At 69.8% G+C, this 17,517-nt stretch carries 16 protein-coding genes; 10 read left to right on the top strand and 6 right to left on the bottom strand.

Annotation, left to right across the window (positions count from 1 at the left end):
* Positions 1–51 precede the first annotated feature (51 nt).
* The 3 genes from ACIHFB_RS33660 (at position 52) to ACIHFB_RS33670 (ending at position 3,976) form a co-directional block, all read left to right on the top strand.
* Positions 52–1,458: a PQQ-binding-like beta-propeller repeat protein gene (locus tag ACIHFB_RS33660; protein ID WP_400128910.1), complete on the top strand. Its 1,407-nt coding sequence runs from the start codon at positions 52–54 to the stop codon at positions 1,456–1,458.
* A 63-nt stretch (positions 1,459–1,521) separates the two neighbouring features.
* Positions 1,522–3,027: a PQQ-binding-like beta-propeller repeat protein gene (locus ACIHFB_RS33665; protein WP_400128911.1), complete on the top strand. Its 1,506-nt coding sequence runs from the start codon at positions 1,522–1,524 to the stop codon at positions 3,025–3,027.
* A 250-nt stretch (positions 3,028–3,277) separates the two neighbouring features.
* Entirely contained in the window at positions 3,278–3,976 is a 699-nt protein-coding gene (locus ACIHFB_RS33670; RefSeq protein WP_365276380.1) for a response regulator transcription factor, read from the top strand.
* 54 nt (positions 3,977–4,030) lie between these two features.
* Here the strand turns inward: ACIHFB_RS33670 and ACIHFB_RS33675 are convergent, their stop codons facing one another.
* Together ACIHFB_RS33675 and ACIHFB_RS33680 are read right to left on the bottom strand one after the other, a co-directional pair.
* Complete coding sequence (locus ACIHFB_RS33675) at positions 4,031–4,351, bottom strand: hypothetical protein (protein ID WP_365276383.1); 321 nt, start codon at positions 4,349–4,351, stop codon at positions 4,031–4,033.
* 30 nt (positions 4,352–4,381) lie between these two features.
* On the bottom strand, positions 4,382–6,061 hold the full coding sequence (locus ACIHFB_RS33680; protein WP_365276386.1) for a sodium:solute symporter family protein: 1,680 nt from the start codon (positions 6,059–6,061) through the stop codon (positions 4,382–4,384).
* A gap of 178 nt (positions 6,062–6,239) precedes the next feature.
* Between ACIHFB_RS33680 and galT the strand changes: the two genes are divergently transcribed.
* Genes galT through galK form a run of 3 tightly spaced genes read left to right on the top strand, consistent with a single transcriptional unit; the run spans position 6,240 to position 9,421 of the window.
* The gene (gene galT / locus ACIHFB_RS33685) at positions 6,240–7,301 is read left to right on the top strand and encodes a galactose-1-phosphate uridylyltransferase (protein WP_365276388.1); all 1,062 of its coding nucleotides are present in this window, start codon (positions 6,240–6,242) and stop codon (positions 7,299–7,301) included.
* The gene (galE, locus tag ACIHFB_RS33690; RefSeq protein ID WP_365276391.1) at positions 7,298–8,266 is read left to right on the top strand and encodes a UDP-glucose 4-epimerase GalE; all 969 of its coding nucleotides are present in this window, start codon (positions 7,298–7,300) and stop codon (positions 8,264–8,266) included. The genes galT and galE overlap by 4 nt, the downstream gene beginning before the upstream one ends.
* A complete protein-coding gene (gene galK, locus ACIHFB_RS33695) occupies positions 8,267–9,421 on the top strand; it encodes a galactokinase (protein WP_400128912.1) in 1,155 nt (384 codons plus the stop codon).
* On the opposite strand, the gene ACIHFB_RS33700 is transcribed toward galK, so the two are convergent.
* Positions 9,414–9,869, bottom strand: a complete 456-nt coding sequence (locus ACIHFB_RS33700) for an N-acetyltransferase (protein WP_365276397.1) — start codon at positions 9,867–9,869, stop codon at positions 9,414–9,416. The two genes, galK and ACIHFB_RS33700, sit on opposite strands and share 8 nt — an antisense overlap.
* A 229-nt stretch (positions 9,870–10,098) precedes the next feature.
* Between ACIHFB_RS33700 and ACIHFB_RS33705 the strand changes: the two genes are divergently transcribed.
* Positions 10,099–10,869 (top strand): response regulator transcription factor, encoded by a 771-nt coding sequence (locus ACIHFB_RS33705; protein WP_365276400.1) that lies wholly within the window; start codon positions 10,099–10,101, stop codon positions 10,867–10,869.
* A gap of 113 nt (positions 10,870–10,982) precedes the next feature.
* Here the strand turns inward: ACIHFB_RS33705 and tamR are convergent, their stop codons facing one another.
* Positions 10,983–11,480, bottom strand: a complete 498-nt coding sequence (gene tamR, locus ACIHFB_RS33710) for a MarR family transcriptional regulator TamR (RefSeq protein WP_365276403.1) — start codon at positions 11,478–11,480, stop codon at positions 10,983–10,985.
* Between the two features lie 127 nt (positions 11,481–11,607).
* Here tamR and ACIHFB_RS33715 point away from each other — a divergent pair, with 127 nt between their 5' ends.
* The gene (locus tag ACIHFB_RS33715; RefSeq protein WP_400128913.1) at positions 11,608–12,420 is read left to right on the top strand and encodes a trans-aconitate 2-methyltransferase; all 813 of its coding nucleotides are present in this window, start codon (positions 11,608–11,610) and stop codon (positions 12,418–12,420) included.
* Positions 12,420–12,785 carry a VOC family protein gene (locus ACIHFB_RS33720; protein ID WP_400128914.1) on the top strand — a complete coding sequence of 122 codons (366 nt, stop codon included), beginning with the start codon at positions 12,420–12,422 and terminating at the stop codon, positions 12,783–12,785. The genes ACIHFB_RS33715 and ACIHFB_RS33720 overlap by 1 nt, the downstream gene beginning before the upstream one ends.
* A 9-nt stretch (positions 12,786–12,794) precedes the next feature.
* On the opposite strand, the gene ACIHFB_RS33725 is transcribed toward ACIHFB_RS33720, so the two are convergent.
* A complete protein-coding gene (locus ACIHFB_RS33725; protein WP_365276412.1) occupies positions 12,795–13,472 on the bottom strand; it encodes a TetR/AcrR family transcriptional regulator in 678 nt (225 codons plus the stop codon).
* On the bottom strand, positions 13,469–14,479 hold the full coding sequence (locus ACIHFB_RS33730; RefSeq protein WP_365276415.1) for a fatty acid desaturase: 1,011 nt from the start codon (positions 14,477–14,479) through the stop codon (positions 13,469–13,471). Before ACIHFB_RS33730 ends, ACIHFB_RS33725 begins: the two co-directional genes overlap by 4 nt.
* A gap of 254 nt (positions 14,480–14,733) precedes the next feature.
* Between ACIHFB_RS33730 and ppc the strand changes: the two genes are divergently transcribed.
* Positions 14,734–17,475 (top strand): phosphoenolpyruvate carboxylase, encoded by a 2,742-nt coding sequence (gene ppc, locus ACIHFB_RS33735; RefSeq protein WP_400128915.1) that lies wholly within the window; start codon positions 14,734–14,736, stop codon positions 17,473–17,475.
* The last annotated feature ends 42 nt before the right edge of the window (positions 17,476–17,517 follow it).

The following is a 17,517-nucleotide window of genomic DNA, read 5'->3' on the forward strand; positions in this document are numbered from 1 at the left end:
GCGGAGCCGGGCCGGTGCGCCGGCGGTGCCGGGTGATAGAAAGGGCCGCTGATGAGCCAGCCGCCCCAGACCCCGCCGCCGCCCGCATCCGGGTCCCGCGACGCCTTCAAGGGCAGGCCCGCGCTTGCCGTCGGTGTCGCGGTCGTCGCCCTGTTCGTCATCGGCGGCACCGTGTTCGCGGCGACGAGCGGAGACGATGCCGCCCCGAAGCAGCCGGGGAGCGCCGCCTCGAAACCGTCCCTCTCGTACGACCCGGAAAGCCTCAACGAGGGCCGCCGGGCGGGCGAGTCGAAGCTGCTCTGGTACGCGGAGGCGCCGGACATGCCCGGTACCGGCGCCGACACCCCCGGCATGTGGATCACCGACACTGCAGCGGTGAAGGCGGTGCACAAGCAGCTCGTCGCCTACAACGTCGGTGACGGCTACCCGGCCTGGGACCCGATCGCCTTCCCGCAGAAGATCTGCGCGGTCACCCCGCGGCAGACCGCCGACGGCAGGATCGTCGTGGCGTACATGAGCGGCAGCGGCGACCGCGCCCAGTGCACCCGGCTGCGGGAGGTCGACCTCGACACCGGGGAGCAGGGCTGGGACAGCACGCTGTCCGACACCGCACCCGCCGTCGAGCTGTCCGTCACCGGCAGCACGCTGATGGTCGGCCGCGGGCAGTCCGGCACGGCGTACGACGTCACCAGCGGCAGCAAGCTCTACGACAAGAAGAAGTACGGCGACTCCTGCCTCCCGGCCGCCTTCGCGGGCGGCGAGAAGCTCGTCCAGGTCGCGTCCTGCGACGCCGGTACCAAGAGCGAGCACGAGGAGATGCAGGGGCTCGACCCGACGACCGGCAAGGTCCTGTGGACGCTGCCGATCGACAAGGGCTGGACGGTCGAACGCACCTATTCCCTACGCCCGCTGGTCATCTACAGCACCAACGAGGACAGACAGGCCTGGAACATCTCCACGTTCACCTCGGGCGGCACGTTCCGCTCCCAGGTCGGCTTCGACGAGGACTTCGCCCCCGACTGCACCTCGGCGCTCCTCGCCCGTGACCTCCGGGGCTGCACGGGCGTGGCCGCCGACGCCGACACGCTCTACCTGCCGACCGAGGCCACGAGCGGCGCCAACGAGATCGTCGCCATCAACTCGGCCACCGGCAAGGAGAAGTGGCGCGTCACGTCCCCGGCGGACGAGTCGATGCTGCCGCTGAAGGTCGAGGACGGCAGGCTCATCGCGTACGTCCGGCCGTCGCACGACGCGGGCGGCCGGGTCGTGTCGATCCCGACGACCGGAAGCAGCCACAAGCCGACCGAACTGCTGCGGAACCCGCGGGCCGCAGCGGACATCGAGGACGGTTTCCCCGCCACGGCCATCGACTGGGCCGACGGCCGCCTCTACCTCTCGGCCACGCGGCTGACCGGCGACGAACCGGTGGAGAAGCTGATACTCGCCTACGGCAATTGATCTCCTCGTTGCCGCCTCCGCTCCCCCCACCCCCCACGCTTCCGCTCGCGAGGTACTCACGTCATGACCCAGCCACCGCCGCCCCCACTGCCCAACCACCCACCGCAGAGCGCGGGTTACCGTCCGCCGCCCACCCCGCCGCCGCCCGGCTACGGGCGGAGGTCCAACGCCCGGTTGGTGATCATCGTCGCGGCGGTCCTGACGATTGCACTGCTCGTCGTGGGCGGTGGCTGGTATGCGAACTCCGGCGGTGACGAGGGACAGTACGACCCCGCGAGCTCCGTCGGCGGGGATCAGAACACCGGCGGCGGGGGCGATGAGAAGGTGCCGGCCGACACCGGAGCCGAGGCCCTCTTCCAGGTGCCGATGCCCGAGGTCAAGGACGCCGGAAGTGTGGACGTCCCCGGTTCCTGGCTCACCGACAAGGTGTACGCCAAGACAGGCATCGCCGAGATCGTCGGCTACGACGCCGACAGCGGCGCCAAGTTGTGGACGATCCCGCTGCCCGGCCCGGTGTGCACGGTCAGCCCGCACACCACCGAGGACAACCGGACGGCCGTTGTCTTCCGGCCAAGGATGCCGTCCAGGAACTCCTCGGCGGGGTGCAGTCAGGTCGCGGCGATCGACCTCGATGCCGGCAAGCGGCTGTGGACCAGGACCGCACAGGCCGGTGCACGGTTGATCGCCTTCGACGACGTCACCGTCAGCGGCGACACGGTCGCCGCAGGCAGCACCGGTGGCGGCGCGGCCTGGGACATCGCCTCCGCCAGGCAGCTGTGGGCGCCGAAACCGGCCGACAGCTGCCACGACGCGGGTTACGGCGGTGGCGCGAAGCTGGTCGCGGTGCGCAGCTGCGGCTCGTCCGCCGGGCCTCAGTTGCACATCCAGACCATCGACCCGACGTCCGGGACGGTGATCTCGGAGTACGGGATGGCACGGGGCATCGAGCACGTCGGCGTGGTGTCGACCGACCCCCTGGTCGTGGCCGCCGAAGTCGGCGACACCGCGCGTCCCGCTTCGGACATCTACTCCGTCGACAACAGCACCGGCAGACTGCGCTCCCGGATCTCGCTGCCGGACGATCAGTACGCGGTCGGCTGCGACGCCGCCGGCGAGGTCGAGAACTGCCGCAGGCTGGTGGTCGGCAACGACCGGCTCTACGTGGCGACCGAGGAGCACGTCGGCCGTGTCGGGGCCGGCCGGACCAACGAGATCGTCGCCTTCGACCTGGCCACCGGCAGACAGACCGGCCGGCGCGCCGCCGCGGGCGACGGCCGCACGATCTCCCCGCTGCGGATGGACGGCACCAATGTGATCGCGTACCAGCGTCCCGCGTACGGCCGGGGCGGCCGCGTCGTCAGCATCGACGGCGCCACCGTCGAGGAGACCGAGCTGCTGGCGAATCCGGCCACCCGGACCCTGCGGGACGCAGAGACAGACATGGTCCCCGACAATTCCGAGATCCTCTTCCGCGACGGTCGTCTCTACATCTCCCAGGCGCACACCTCCAGCCTGTCCGGCCCGGCCGGGAAGGAGTACCTGGCGATCGCATTCGGCACGAACGGCTGAACCATCGGCCCGTGTTGACGGTCCCGTCCCTGCTCAGGGACCAGGCCGTGCACGTACCGCTCAACACCCTCGAATGCGGGGAATTTCGGCGATCCGGGGCACTTCTCACCGGTAGGGGCAGCGCAGCGTCGAACAAGCGTGTAGCTTCCGGGGGCATGAAGAGCGGGGGAGCCGGGTGGGGGCTTCTGGCCGCGGGGACCAGTGGGCATGCATAGTGGGGCATCCATTGGGGGGACTGGGGGGTTGCTCGATGGGAGTGCGGCTCATGGTGGTCGACGACCACCGATTGCTGGCCGAGGCACTGGCCTCGGCGTTGAAACTGCGGGGGCATCGTGTCCTCGCCGCGGCGGCACCGGCTGCGGGCGCGGCGGAACTGGTGATCACCCGTGCGCCGGAGGTGTGCCTGCTCGGCACGGCCACGCCTGCCGAGCCCGGGATATTCGACCCGGTGGTGAAGATCAAACGAGAGCGTCCGCAGGTCGCGGTCCTGGTCCTCGGGCCGGTGCCCTCGCCACGCGGAATCGCCGCCGCCTTCGCCGCGGGCGCCTCGGGCTATGTACGGCACGACGAGCGCATCGAGGGCGTGGAGCGGGCGATCATGAAGGCAAGGGCGGGGGAGGCGGCCGTGGCCCCGCAACTCCTGCAAGGTGCCTTCAGCGAGCTCCTCAACCCGGCCGTCCAGCCCGACGACGAGGGCCAGCGGCTGCTTCAGATGCTGACACCCCGTGAGGTGGAGGTCCTGGTCAGGGTCGCGGACGGCGAGGACACCCGGCTGATCGCGGCGGGCATGGGCATCGCCCCGTCGACGGCCCGCACCCATGTCCAACGGGTCCTGATGAAGCTGGGCGTCGGCTCCCGTCTGGAGGCGGCGGCGCTGGCGGCGAGGACGGGCCTGCTGGACCGGGCGGGCCCGGTACCGCAGTCGTCCCCCGAGACGGGGACGGAGTGACTCGGGGCCGGGACCGTCTGCCGGTCCCGGCCCCGAGTCGCCGCAAGCCCGGCGTCACTCGGACGGCCGCTCCTCGGGCAGGACGTCCGGCGTCGGCGCGGCCGTGGGCCGCAGCCACAGCCAGGCCAGGAAGAACAGCCCCAGCGCCAGCATCCCCAACCCGGTCCACAGGTTGATGTTGACGCCCTCGGCCTTGTCGATGTCGGCGTCGGAGGCCGTGATCCCGGCGATCGTGACGATCACGCCGTAGAGCACGAACAGGCCGCCGATGATCCGGCGGATGTCGAAGAGGCGCGCGGCCGTCGTGGACTTGCCCTCCAGCTCGGTGACTTGACGCTGGAGGTCCTGCTCGGAATAACCGTGGTTCTCAGACATGGTTGATCGATCTCCCCTTTCTGCAGGCGATCAGAACGAGAACGGGATGTAGCAGGCCGCCGCCAGGATCACCGCGCCCCAGCCCAGCAGGGCCGGCCTGCGGTACCAGGCGTCGTCGCCGGCTGCGGGCGGCTCCTCCATGCCGGGGGAGCGGGTGCCGTAGACGAGGCCCGCCAGTGCTTCGGCCGGCTTCGGGGCCGTGAAGAGGGAGACGGCGACCATGACGACCGCGCCGGCCACGAATCCGGCGATCGCGGAGACGAAGTTGGCACCCTGGTCGGAGGGGATGTCGATGATGCCCTGCTTGTAGATCCAGAAGTAGTTCACCATCGCGGTCACGGTGCCGGCCAGCAGACCCCAGAAGCCGGACTTCGCGGACGCGCGCTTCCAGAACATGCCGACGATGAAGACGACGAACATCGGCACGTTGAAGAAGGAGAACAGCGTCTGGAGGTAGCTCATGATGTTCGAGAACGAGGACGCCAGGAACGCGGTGCCGATCGAGGCGCACACGCCGATCACCGTGATCAGCCGGCCGAACGTCACGTAGTAGCCGTCCTCGCGGTCCTTGACCACGTACCGCGCCCAGATGTCGGTGGTGAACACCGTGTTGAAGGAGGACACGTTGGCCGCCATGCCCGCCATGAAGGCCGCGAGGAGGCCGGTCACCGCGATGCCCAGGACACCGTTGGGCAGCAGCTCCTCCATCAGATACGGGATCGCGTCGTTGTACTGGTAGTCCGAGCCCTCGGCGCCGAAGCCCGGGATCAGCGCGGCGGCCGTCAGGCCCGGGATCATCACCAGGAACACGATGAAGATCTTGGGGAAGGCCGCGATGAGGGGGGTGCGCTGGGCCGCCGAGAGGTTCTTCGCCGACAGCGCCCGCTGGACCTCGGCGAAGTTCGTCGTCCAGTAGCCGAAGGACAGCACGAAGCCGAGGCCGAGGACGATGGTCAGCCAGTTCGCGCCCAGCGGGTTGTCGCTGCCGATGCCGGTGCCGCCCCATGCCGTGGTGAAGTCGGCGCCGTGGGTCTTGGTGAGGGAGTCGGTCAGTCCGTCCCAGCCGCCGACCTTCTTCAGGCTCAGCACGACGAGCGGGATGAGGGCCGCGAGGATCACGAAGAACTGAAGCACCTCGTTGTAGATCGCGGACGACAGACCGCCGAGGGTGATGTACGCCAGCACGAAGGCGCCCGCGACCACGATCGCCACCCACTGCGGCCAGCCCAGCAGCGCCTCCACGACGATCGCGAGGGCGTAGAGGTTGACACCGGCGATCAGGATGGCGGCGAAGGCGAACAGGAACGAACTGAGCAGGTGTGCCCACTTGTCGAAGCGCAGCAGCAGCATCTCGGGAACCGAGCGAACTTTGCTTCCGTAGTAGAAAGGCATCATCACCAGGCCCAGGAAGACCATGGCGGGGATGGCGCCGATCCAGTACCAGTGCACGGTGTACGCGCCGTACTGAGCGCTGTTGGCGGCCATGCCGAGGATCTCGGTGGCGGCCAGGTTCGCCGAGATGAACGCGAGACCGGTGATCCAGGCAGGCAGTGAACGGCCTGAGAGGAAGAAGTCGAGGCTGGTCTTCACCGAGCGGCGGGCGGCGAAGCCGATGCCGAGGACGACGACGAAGTAGATGCCGAGGATCGTGTAGTCGAGCCAGTTGGTGGGGAGTCGTAGCTCGGCGGCCAGATTTGTGGGGGTTTGCATAAGCACTCGCTTCGTTGCGCGAACTGATCCAGAGCGGAACCTACGCCTCTGTGTTCAGTAATTGAACACTTCGGATGGTGCTCTTTGTTTGATTGTGATGTTGACGGCCCTGGTGAGTTGTGTTTCGATATGTTGAGTTATGTTGGTTGGTTGAGTGGCCCTGACAGGGGAGTCCGCAGTGAAGAAGACCTCGACCCGGCTGGCCGACGGTCGCGAGCTGATCTACTACGACCTGCGCGACGACAAGGTCCGTGACGCCGTGGACCACCGCCCGCTGGAACGGACCGTCACCACGTCCGAGATCCGGCAGGACCCCCTGCTCGGCGACGCCGTCGCCGTGGCCTCGCACCGCCAGGGCCGCACCTACCACCCGCCGGCGAACGAATGCCCCCTGTGCCCGTCCCAGGGCGACCGGCTGAGCGAGATCCCCGACTCGTCGTACGACGTCGTGGTCTTCGAGAACCGTTTCCCCTCCCTCGCCGGCGACTCCGGCCGCTGCGAGGTCGTCTGCTTCACCTCCGACCACAACGCGTCCTTCGCCGACCTGACCGAGGAGCAGGCCGGCCTGGTGCTCGACGCCTGGACCGACCGGACGTCGGAACTGTCCCATCTGCCCTCCGTCGACCAGGTGTTCTGCTTCGAGAACCGTGGCGCCGAGATCGGCGTGACCCTGGGCCATCCGCACGGCCAGATCTACGCGTACCCGTTCACCACCCCGCGCACCGCGCTGATGCTGCGTTCACTCGCAACTCATAAGGAAGCGACCGGAGGTGAGAACCTCTTCGACGCCGTCCTGGAGCGTGAACTCGCCGGCGAGCGGGTCGTCCTGGAGGGTGAACACTGGGTCGCCTTCGTGCCGTACGCCGCGCACTGGCCGTACGAGGTCCACCTGTACCCCAAGCGCCGGGTGCCCGATCTGCTCGGGCTGGACGAGGCGGCGCGCACAGAATTCCCCCAGGTCTATCTGGAACTCTTGAGGCGCTTCGACCGGATCTTCGGAGACGCAGAACCGCCTACCCCGTACATCGCGGCCTGGCATCAGGCCCCGTTCGGCGCGCTGGACGAGTTCGACGGTGTGAGCAGGGACGACTTCGCCCTGCACCTCGAGCTTTTCACCATCCGCCGTACGTCAGGCAAGCTGAAGTTCCTCGCGGGTTCCGAGTCCGGCATGAACGTGTTCATCAACGACGTGCCGCCCGAGCGCGCGGCCGAGCGACTGCGAGAGGTAGCGAGTTCATGAGCGGTAAGTACCTGGTGACCGGTGGCGCGGGATACGTCGGCAGCGTGGTCGCCCGGCATCTGCTGGAGGCGGGCCACGAGGTCGTCGTCCTCGACAACCTCTCCACCGGCTTCCGCGAGGGGGTGCCCGCGGGCGCCTCCTTCGTCGAGGGTGACATCCGCGACGCCGCCAAGTGGCTGGACTCCTCCTTCGACGCCGTTCTGCACTTCGCCGCGTTCTCGCAGGTCGGCGAGTCGGTCGCCAAGCCCGAGAAGTACTGGGACAACAACGTCGGCGGCACCATGGCCCTGCTCGCCGCCATGCGCGAGGCCGGGGTGCGCAGGCTCGTCTTCTCCTCCACGGCGGCCACCTACGGCGAGCCGGTGAACACGCCGATCACCGAGTCCGACCCGACCGCTCCGACCTCGCCGTACGGCGCCACGAAGCTCGCCGTCGACCACATGATCACCGGCGAGGCGGCGGCGCACGGCCTGGGCGCGGTCTCGCTGCGCTACTTCAACGTGGCGGGCGCCCACGGTGCGTACGGCGAGCGCCACGACCCCGAGTCGCACCTGATCCCGCTGGTCCTCCAGGTCGCCCAGGGCAGGCGTGAGGCGATCTCCGTCTTCGGCGACGACTACCCGACCCCGGACGGCACCTGCGTACGCGACTACATCCACGTCGCCGACCTGGCCGAGGCCCACCTGCTGGCCGTCCAGGCCGCGCAGCCCGGCGAGCACCTGATCTGCAACCTCGGCAACGGCAACGGCTTCTCCGTCCGCGAGGTCATCGAGACCGTCCGCCAGGTCACCGGCCACCCGATCCCCGAGGTCATGGCCCCGCGCCGCGGCGGTGACCCGGCGGTCCTGGTGGCGTCCGCCGCGACCGCCCGCGAGCGGCTCGGCTGGAACCCGTCCCGCGCGGACCTCGCGGGGATCGTCGCGGACGCGTGGGAATTCGCGCAGAACATCGCAGAGGAGCGGTAAGTGGCGGCACAGCAGGTGCGCGACGGTTTCGTGGAGCTCTACGGAACCGAACCGGAGGGCGTGTGGGCGGCGCCCGGCCGCGTCAACCTCATCGGTGAGCACACCGACTACAACGACGGCTTCGTGATGCCGTTCGCACTGCCGCACACCGCGGTCGCGGCGGTGTCGCGTCGCGAGGGCGGCGTACTGCGCCTGCACTCGGCGGATGTCGAGGGCGGGGTGGTCGAGCTGCGGCTCGACGCGCTGGCCCCGCAGTCGGACCGGGAGTGGACGGCGTACCCCTCGGGCGTGGTCTGGGCGCTGCGCGAGGCCGGGCACCCGGTGACCGGCGTGGACATCCATCTGGCCTCGACGGTCCCGGCGGGCGCGGGCCTGTCGTCGTCGGCGGCGCTGGAGGTCGTGGTGGCCCTGGCCCTCAACGACCTGTTCGGGCTGGGCCTCGCGCGCTGGCAGCTGGCGCGGCTGTGCCAGCGCGCGGAGAACGTCTACGTCGGTGCCCCGGTCGGCATCATGGACCAGACCGCTTCGGCGTGCTGCGAGCAGGGCCACGCGCTCTTCCTCGACACCCGGGACCTCTCCCAGAAGCAGATCCCCTTCGACCTCGCTGCCGAAGGCATGCGCCTGCTGGTCGTCGACACGCAGGTCAAGCACTCCCACAGCGAGGGCGAGTACGGCAAGCGGCGCGCGGGCTGCGAGCGGGGCGCGGCGCTGCTGGGCGTGGACGCGCTGCGGGACATCCCCTACGCGGAACTGCGGTCCGCGCTGGAGCGGTTGGGCGACGACGAGGAGGCGGTCCGCCTGGTCCGCCATGTCGTGACCGAGGACGAGCGGGTCGAGAAGGTCGTCGCCCTCCTGGAGGCCGGCGACACCCGCGCGATCGGCCCGGTGCTGGTCGAGGGGCACGCCTCCCTGCGGGACGACTTCCGTATCTCCTGCCCCGAGCTGGACCTGGTCGTCGACACGGCGCTGGCGTCAGGCGCGCTCGGCGCCCGGATGACCGGCGGCGGCTTCGGCGGCTCGGCGATCGTGCTGGCGGAGACGGCCGACGTCGACACGATCACCAAGGCGGTGGAAGAGGCGTTCGCGGCGGCCGGATTCACGACGCCGCGTGTGTTCGAGGCGGTGCCCTCGGCGGGGGCGCGCAGGATCAGCTGAGCCGCTTCGTCAGCGTGTACTCCGTGATCCCCGGCGGATAGTCGGGGATCACGCACACCACGTCATAGCCCTGCTTGGTGTAGAAATCCGGCGCCTGGAAGTCCCATGTCTCCAGGCGCACACTGCGGCAGCCCCGCTCGGCGGAGGCGATGTGCTCCGCCTCCGCCAGCAGCCGGGAGCCCAGTCCCGCGCCCCGCAGGCGCTCGTCGACCCACAGATACGTCACATGCAGCCACGTGGCCCATGTGTACCCGACGAGCCCGCCCCCCAGCCCGTCGTGGTCGTCCAACGCCCAGACGTGGAGCGGAAGTTCCCGTTCACCAGGGGTTCCGCGCAGTGCTCGCAGGACCGGTGACGCCGCCGTGTTGGTGGCGCGAAGGCGGGAACGGAGCAAGTCGCGCAGCTCTTTATCGACTTCTGTCTCAATACGAAACATGCGGCTCACCATAAACGCGCTGGACAGCCAGTTCTGCAAATTACCTTCCGCTCCCCGCCCCCGGCCGTACCCTGATGAACAGCACCGGTGGGGGCCGGTGCTGATCAGGGGGCGAGACAAGTCGGGTACGACGCCCGCAGTGGGGGTAGCAGTTTCTGCACGGCGGCGGCCGTGCGATTGCGCCCACCCCTGGGCGTCGTACCCGCACCGGTCGTCGTGTCCCGGACCAGTGGGGGTTTCAGTGGTTCGCATCCGAGTCCTAGTCGTCGACGACCATCGCATCTTCGCCGAGTCGCTCGCCGCCGCACTGGCCGCCGAGCCGGACGTCGACGTGTCCGCGGCCGGCAGCGGCCCGGCCGCGCTGCGCAGCCTGGAGCGTGCGGCCGCCGAGGGGCGCCGGTACGACGTGCTGCTCGTCGACGCCGATCTGGGGGGCAATGTGCAGGGCCTCCGTCCGGCGCCCGTGCAGGAGGGCAACGAGGAGGGGCTCGTCGACGGGATCTCCCTCGTCGTCGGGGTCCGCACCGCACAGCCGTCCGTACGCATCGTCGTCCTCGCCGAGAAGGACGACCCACGCCGCGCCGCGCTCGCCCTACAGGCCGGGGCGTCCGGCTGGGTCGCCAAGGACTGTTCGCTGTCCCGGCTGCTCACGGTCATCCGGGGTGTCCTGCGCGACGAGACCCACCTCCCGCCCGCCCTGCTCACGGGCGTCCTGCGGGAGTTGACGGCCGCGCGCAAGCACCGCACCGAGAGCGAACGCCTGGTGGAGTCCCTGACCCCACGCGAGCGGGAGGTCCTCCGGTGCATGGTCGCGGGCCTGGGGCGCAAGGCGGTCGCCGAGCGCCTCTTCCTGTCCCCGCACACCGTCCGCACGCATATGCAAAACGTCCTCGGCAAACTCGGCGTCCACTCGACACTGGCGGCGGTAGCGCTGGCACGACGGGCGGGCGTCGGCCCGGTGGACCTGGGCCCGACAGGCCGGATCGGGGTGGAGGAAAGCAGCAGCGCCTGACCAACACCGCTGAACGGCACGCCCTCAGGGGCGCGGGGAACTGCGCGACCAGCCACAACGGCGCCGCAGCCGAACAACGACACAGCGGCACCCCCCAGCGGAGCGCCTGGCGCCTACCCGGGGATGTTGTCGAACGGCGCAGTCAACTGACGTAGCAGCGAGGCCAGCTCACCCCGCTGGGAGCGAGACAGCTCCGCCAGAATCGCCCGCTCCTGATCGAGCAGACCCGCGAGCGCCTGGTCGGCACGATCGCGCCCCTCGTCGGTCAGCCGGACCAGCACACCACGCCGGTCGCTGGGATCCGGCAACCGCTCCACCAGGCCCTTCTTGGCCAGCCGGTCGATGCGGTTCGTCATCGTGCCCGAGGTGACCAGGGTCTGGGTCAGCAGCTGTCCCGGTGAGAGCTGATACGGCGTCCCGGCCCGCCTGAGCGCGGTCAGCACGTCGAACTCCCAGGGCTCCAGACTGTGTTCGGAGAAGGCCAGCCGACGTGCGCGGTCCAGGTGCCGGGCCAGTCTGCTCACCCGGCTGAGCACCTCGAGCGGTTCCACGTCGAGGTCCGGGCGCTCCCGGCGCCATGCTGCGACCAGCCGATCGACCTCGTCCTCCATGACGATCAGTGTAGTGGTTGTGTCGACGTGAAGTCTCTTGACGTCAAGTCTCTTGACGTCGAGCTAATTATGCGGGCAGTCTGGGTACCCGTCAGCCACGGTCGAAACCCCTCCCGGAGGCCTCCCCATGTCCGCCCCCACCTGGGACCCCGCCCAGTACCTGCGCCACGCCGACCACCGCGCCCGCCCCTTCACCGACCTCCTGGCCCGCGTCCCGGACCTGCCCGGTGCCCCGCCCCGCATCGCCGACCTCGGCTGCGGCCCCGGCAACGTCACCACGCTGCTCGCCGAGCGCTGGCCCACCGCGCACATCACCGGCTACGACAACTCGCCCGAGATGCTCGACAAGGCGCACGTCGACCACGCGGGCCCCACCCCGGGCGGCGGGCGCATCGACTTCGCCCCCGCCGACGCCCGCACCTGGGAGCCCGTACGGCCGTACGACCTGATCGTCAGCAACGCCACGCTTCAGTGGGTCCCCGGGCACGCGGACCGTTTCGCCGACTGGATCGCCGGCCTCACTCCCGGCGGCACCTTCGCCTTCCAGGTCCCCGGCAACTTCGACGCCCCCAGCCACCGGCTGATGCGCGAACTCGCCCACTCCGCCCGCTGGAGCGACCGCCTCGCCGACACCCTCCGCCATGCCGACGCAGTCCTCGCCCCCGAGACCTACCTGGCGCGGCTGACCGCCCTCGGCTGCACGGCCGACGTCTGGGAGACGACGTACATCCACCTGCTCACCGGCGAGGACCCGGTCCTCGACTGGGTGAAGGGGACGGGACTGCGCCCCGTCCTCACGGCGCTCGCCGACGCCCCGGGGGAACGGGAGGCGTTCATGGCCGAGTACCGCACCGCCCTGCGCGAGGCCTATCCGTCCGGTCCGCACGGCACCCCGTTCCCGTTCCGCCGCATCTTCGCCGTGGCCCGCAAGGAGGCGTGATGATCACCGCCGTCGACCATGTCCAGCTCGCCGCCCCGCCCGGCTCGGAGGAGCGGCTGCGGTCCTACTACGTCGACGTCCTCGGCCTGACCGAGATCCCCAAGCCGCCCGCGCTGGCCGCGCGCGGCGGCTGCTGGTTCCGGACGGGTTCGGTGCAACTGCACCTGGGCATCGAGGAAGACTTCCGGCCCGCGCGGAAGGCGCACCCGGGGCTGCGGGTCGTGGACATCGAGACGTATGCCGCCCGGCTGGAAGCCCATGGTGCGACCGTCGTCCGGGACGAGAACCTGCCGGGATACCGGCGCTTCTACTCCGCCGACCCCGTCGGCAACCGCCTGGAGTTCCTCGAAGCATCCGCCCCGTGACCCGTCGGGTCAGCTCTTGCGGCGCCCTATCAGGTGCGGCTTCGCCTCCATGCCGTCCAGGCCGTGCCAGGCCAGGTTCACCAGGTGGGCGGCGACCTCGGCCTTCTTCGGCCTGCGGACGTCCAGCCACCACTGGCCGGTCAGGGCGACCATGCCGACCAGGGCCTGGGCGTAGAGGGGGGCCAGCTTGGGGTCGAAGCCGCGGCTCTTGAACTCGCGGCCGAGGATGTCCTCCACCTGCGTGGCGATGTCCGAGATGAGCGAGGCGAAGGAACCCGTCGACTGCGGGATGGGGGAGTCGCGGACGAGGATGCGGAAGCCGTCCGTGTACTCCTCGATGTAGTCGAGCAGCGCGAAGGCGGCCTGTTCGCAGAGTTCGCGTGGGTGGCCCGCCGTGAGAGAGCTCGTGACCATGTCCAGCAGACAGCGCATCTCGCGGTCCACCACGACCGCGTAGAGGCCCTCCTTGCCGCCGAAGTGTTCGTACACCACCGGCTTGGACACCCCGGCCTTCGCCGCGATCTCCTCCACCGACGTGCCCTCGAACCCCTTCGTCGCGAAGAGGGTGCGACCGATCTCCAGCAGCTGCTGGCGACGCTCCGCACCGGTCATCCGGGTACGGCGCGCTCGCCGCGGCTTCTCATTGCTGGGGGTACTGCTGGGATCGGTCGCCACGGCGTCAATCATGCCGCCTCGGCGGTCGCCTTCCCGCGTCGGGAGCTGTCCAGGTCGTCGTTACGGCGTGAATCGATACGTGAGCGTGACGGCCAGCGCACGTCGTACGCCCAGCCGAGCTGCTCGCACCAGCGGATGATCCGGGCCGAGGAGTCCAGCTGGCCGCGCTCCACACCGTGCCGCGCGGACGTCGGGTCGGCGTGGTGCAGGTTGTGCCAGGACTCGCCACAGGACAGGATCGCCAGCCACCACACGTTGCCCGACTTGTCACGCGACTTGAAGGGGCGCTTGCCGACCGCGTGGCAGATCGAGTTGATCGACCAGGTCACGTGGTGCAGCAGGGCCACTCGAACGAGCGATCCCCAGAAGAAGCCCGTGAACGCGCCCCACCAGGACATCGTCACCAGTCCGCCGATCAGCGCGGGCAGGGCGAGGGAGAGGATCGTCCAGTAGATGAACTGACGGGAGATCGTCCGGATCGCGTTGTCCTTGATCAGATCCGGCGCGTACTTGTCCTGCGGCGTCCGCTCCTCGTCGAACATCCAGCCGATGTGCGCCCACCACAGGCCCTTCATCAGTGCCGGGAGCGTCTCCCCGAAACGCCACGGAGAGTGCGGGTCGCCCTCCGCGTCGGAGAACTTGTGGTGCTTGCGGTGGTCGGCGACCCAGCGGACCAGCGGGCCCTCGACCGCCATCGAACCGGCGACGGCCAGCGCGATGCGCAGCGGGCGCTTCGCCTTGAAGGAGCCGTGGGTGAAGTAGCGGTGGAAGCCGATCGTCACGCCGTGACAGCCGAGGTAGTAGAAGAAGACCAGCAGAGCGAGGTCCAGCCAGCTCACTCCCCAGCCCCAGGCGAGCGGCACCGCCGCCACGAGCGCGATGAAGGGGACGACGATGAAGAGGAGGAGTGCGAACTGCTCGAGCGATCCTTTCTTCTCCCCGCCGAGCGTGGCCGCAGGGAGTGGGGTGTCGTTGGGCGCCTTCGGGGCGTCGTCGATCACGTCGGAGCTAGTGGTCATGGGGCGTCCCCTGTGGGGTCGTGGGTCGAGGCAGGTGCCCGGGCAGGGAACCCAGGGTTGTGGAGGGCTCTGACGGGAGTCCCTACGGTTCCGTAACCTACGGCGACGTAAGTATGGCAGTGCGTCGCCGAGCAGCAAGAGCCCGTGAGCCTGCGCGTCCGACCGGACACCTATCCTGGAGTCGGTCGGACAGCGCGGTCCGCTCTGAATAGTTCCCTCCCGGACGAGCTTCAACACTGCAAGGAGCCGCACCTGTGAGCAGTGCCGACGACCAGACCACGACCAGCAGTGAGCTGCGCGCCGACATCAGGCGGCTGGGCGACCTCCTCGGCGAGACCCTCGTCCGACAGGAGGGCCCCGAGCTGCTCGAACTCGTCGAGAAGGTCCGCCGCCTCACCCGAGAGGACGGCGAGGCCGCCGCCGAGCTGCTGCGCGGCACCGAACTGGACACCGCGGCCAAGCTGGTCCGCGCCTTCTCCACCTACTTCCATCTCGCCAATGTCACCGAGCAGGTCCACCGCGGCCGCGAGCTGCGCGCCAAGCGCGCCGCCGAAGGCGGTCTCCTCGCCCGTACGGCCGACCGGCTGAAGGACGCCGACCCCGAGCACCTGCGCGAGACGGTCAGGCATCTCAACGTTCGGCCAGTGTTCACGGCCCACCCGACCGAGGCCGCGCGCCGTTCGGTCCTCAACAAGCTCCGGCGCATCGCAGCGCTTCTGGAGACCCCGGTCATCGAGGCCGACCGCCGCCGCTACGACACCCGACTGGCCGAGAACATCGACCTCGTCTGGCAGACGGACGAGCTGCGCGTCGTACGCCCCGAGCCCGCGGACGAGGCCCGGAACGCGATCTACTACCTCGACGAACTGCACGCCGGAGCCGTCGGTGACGTCCTGGAGGACCTGACCGCCGAGCTGGAGCGCGTCGGTGTGCGGCTCCCCGACGACACCCGCCCGCTCACCTTCGGCACCTGGATCGGCGGCGACCGCGACGGCAACCCCAATGTGACCCCCCAGGTCACCTGGGAGGTGCTGATCCTCCAGCACGAGCACGGCATCAACGACGCCCTGGAGACGATCGACGAACTCCGCGGCTTCCTGTCGAACTCCATCCGCTACACCGGCGCCACCGAGGAACTGCTGGAGTCCCTCCGGGCCGACCTGGAGAGCCTTCCCGAGATCAGCCCCCGCTACAAGCGGCTCAACGCCGAGGAGCCCTACCGGCTCAAGGCCACCTGCATCCGGCAGAAGCTCGAGAACACCAAGCACCGCCTCGCCACGGGCACGCCCCACGAGCCGGGCCGCGACTACCTCGGCACCGCCGAGCTGGTGCAGGACCTGACCCTGATCCAGACGTCGCTCAGGGAGCACCGCGGCGGACTGTTCGCGGACGGCCGCATGAACCGTACGATCCGTACGCTCTCCGCCTTCGGCCTCCAACTCGCCACGATGGACGTACGCGAACACGCGGACGCCCACCACCACGCCCTCGGCCAGCTCTTCGACCGTCTCGGCGAGGAGTCCTGGCGGTACGAGGACATGCCCCGCGAGTACCGCGCCAAGCTGCTCGCCAAGGAACTGCGCTCGCGTCGCCCGCTGGCCCCGACCCCGGCCCCCGTGGACGCGGCCGGTGAGAAGACGATCGGCGTGTTCGAGACCGTCAAGCGGGCCCTGAAGGTCTTCGGACCCGAGGTCATCGAGTCGTACATCATCTCGATGTGCCAGGGCGCCGACGACGTCTTCGCCGCCGCGGTCCTCGCCCGCGAGGCCGGCCTCGTCGATCTGCACGCCGGCTGGGCGAAGATCGGCATCGTGCCGCTGCTGGAGACCACCGACGAGCTCAAGGCCGCCGACACCATCCTGGAGGACATGCTCTCCGACCCGTCCTACCGGCGCCTGGTCGCGCTGCGGGGCGACGTCCAGGAGGTCATGCTCGGCTACTCCGACTCCTCCAAGTTCGGCGGTATCACCACCTCCCAGTGGGAGATCCACCGCGCCCAGCGCCGCCTGCGTGACGTGGCCCACCGCTACGGCGTGCGCCTCCGGCTGTTCCACGGCCGCGGCGGCACCGTCGGCCGCGGCGGCGGCCCCTCGCACGACGCCATCCTCGCCCAGCCCTGGGGCACCCTGGAGGGCGAGATCAAGGTGACCGAGCAGGGCGAGGTCATCTCCGACAAGTACCTCGTGCCGTCGCTGGCCCGGGAGAACCTCGAACTCACCGTCGCCGCAACGCTCCAGGCCTCCGCCCTGCACACCGCCCCCCGCCAGTCCGTCGAGGCGCTGGCCCGCTGGGACGCCGCGATGGACGTGGTGTCGGACGCGGCGCACTCCGCGTACCGGCGACTGGTCGAGGACCCGGACCTCCCGGCGTACTTCTTCGCCGCCACGCCCGTGGACCAGCTCGCCGATCTGCACCTGGGCTCGCGCCCCTCGCGCCGCCCCGACTCCGGTGCCGGACTCGACGGTCTGCGCGCCATTCCGTGGGTGTTCGGCTGGACCCAGTCACGGCAGATCGTGCCGGGCTGGTTCGGCGTCGGCTCGGGCCTGAAGGCGCTCCGCGAAGCGGGCCTGCGGCAAGAAGGGGACACCGTCCTCGCCGAGATGCACGAACAGTGGCACTTCTTCCGCAACTTCGTCTCCAACGTCGAGATGACCCTCGCCAAGACGGATCTGCGGATCGCCGCGCACTACGTCGACACCCTCGTCCCCGACGACCTCAAGCACGTCTTCGACACCATCAGGGCCGAACACGAGCTGACCGTCGCCGAGGTGCTGAAGGTGACCGGCGAGCGGGAACTGCTGGACGCCACCCCGGTCCTGAAGCAGACCTTCACCATCCGGGACGCCTACCTCGACCCGATCTCGTACCTCCAGGTCACCCTGCTCAAGCGCCAGCGTGACGCGGCGGCCGCCGGCGAGCAGCCCGACCCGCTGCTGTCGCGGGCCCTGCTGCTCACGGTGAACGGCGTGGCGGCGGGACTGCGCAACACCGGCTGATCCCTCCCGGTCCCTCCTGGTACGACAGTGCCCCCGGCCTCG

This window comes from Streptomyces sp. NPDC051963 (genome assembly GCF_044593495.1).
Lineage (GTDB): Bacteria > Actinomycetota > Actinomycetes > Streptomycetales > Streptomycetaceae > Streptomyces.

Coding starts and splice junctions, on each gene's coding strand:
- ACIHFB_RS33660 (WP_400128910.1), top strand. CDS start 52: ATGAGCCAGCCGCCCCAGACCCCGCCGCCGCCCGCATCCGGGTCCCGC.
- ACIHFB_RS33665 (WP_400128911.1), top strand. CDS start 1,522: ATGACCCAGCCACCGCCGCCCCCACTGCCCAACCACCCACCGCAGAGC.
- ACIHFB_RS33670 (WP_365276380.1), top strand. CDS start 3,278: ATGGGAGTGCGGCTCATGGTGGTCGACGACCACCGATTGCTGGCCGAG.
- ACIHFB_RS33675 (WP_365276383.1), bottom strand. CDS start 4,351: ATGTCTGAGAACCACGGTTATTCCGAGCAGGACCTCCAGCGTCAAGTC.
- ACIHFB_RS33680 (WP_365276386.1), bottom strand. CDS start 6,061: ATGCAAACCCCCACAAATCTGGCCGCCGAGCTACGACTCCCCACCAAC.
- galE (WP_365276391.1), top strand. CDS start 7,298: ATGAGCGGTAAGTACCTGGTGACCGGTGGCGCGGGATACGTCGGCAGC.
- ACIHFB_RS33700 (WP_365276397.1), bottom strand. CDS start 9,869: ATGGTGAGCCGCATGTTTCGTATTGAGACAGAAGTCGATAAAGAGCTG.
- tamR (WP_365276403.1), bottom strand. CDS start 11,480: ATGGAGGACGAGGTCGATCGGCTGGTCGCAGCATGGCGCCGGGAGCGC.
- ACIHFB_RS33715 (WP_400128913.1), top strand. CDS start 11,608: ATGTCCGCCCCCACCTGGGACCCCGCCCAGTACCTGCGCCACGCCGAC.
- ACIHFB_RS33720 (WP_400128914.1), top strand. CDS start 12,420: ATGATCACCGCCGTCGACCATGTCCAGCTCGCCGCCCCGCCCGGCTCG.
- ACIHFB_RS33725 (WP_365276412.1), bottom strand. CDS start 13,472: ATGATTGACGCCGTGGCGACCGATCCCAGCAGTACCCCCAGCAATGAG.
- ACIHFB_RS33730 (WP_365276415.1), bottom strand. CDS start 14,479: ATGACCACTAGCTCCGACGTGATCGACGACGCCCCGAAGGCGCCCAAC.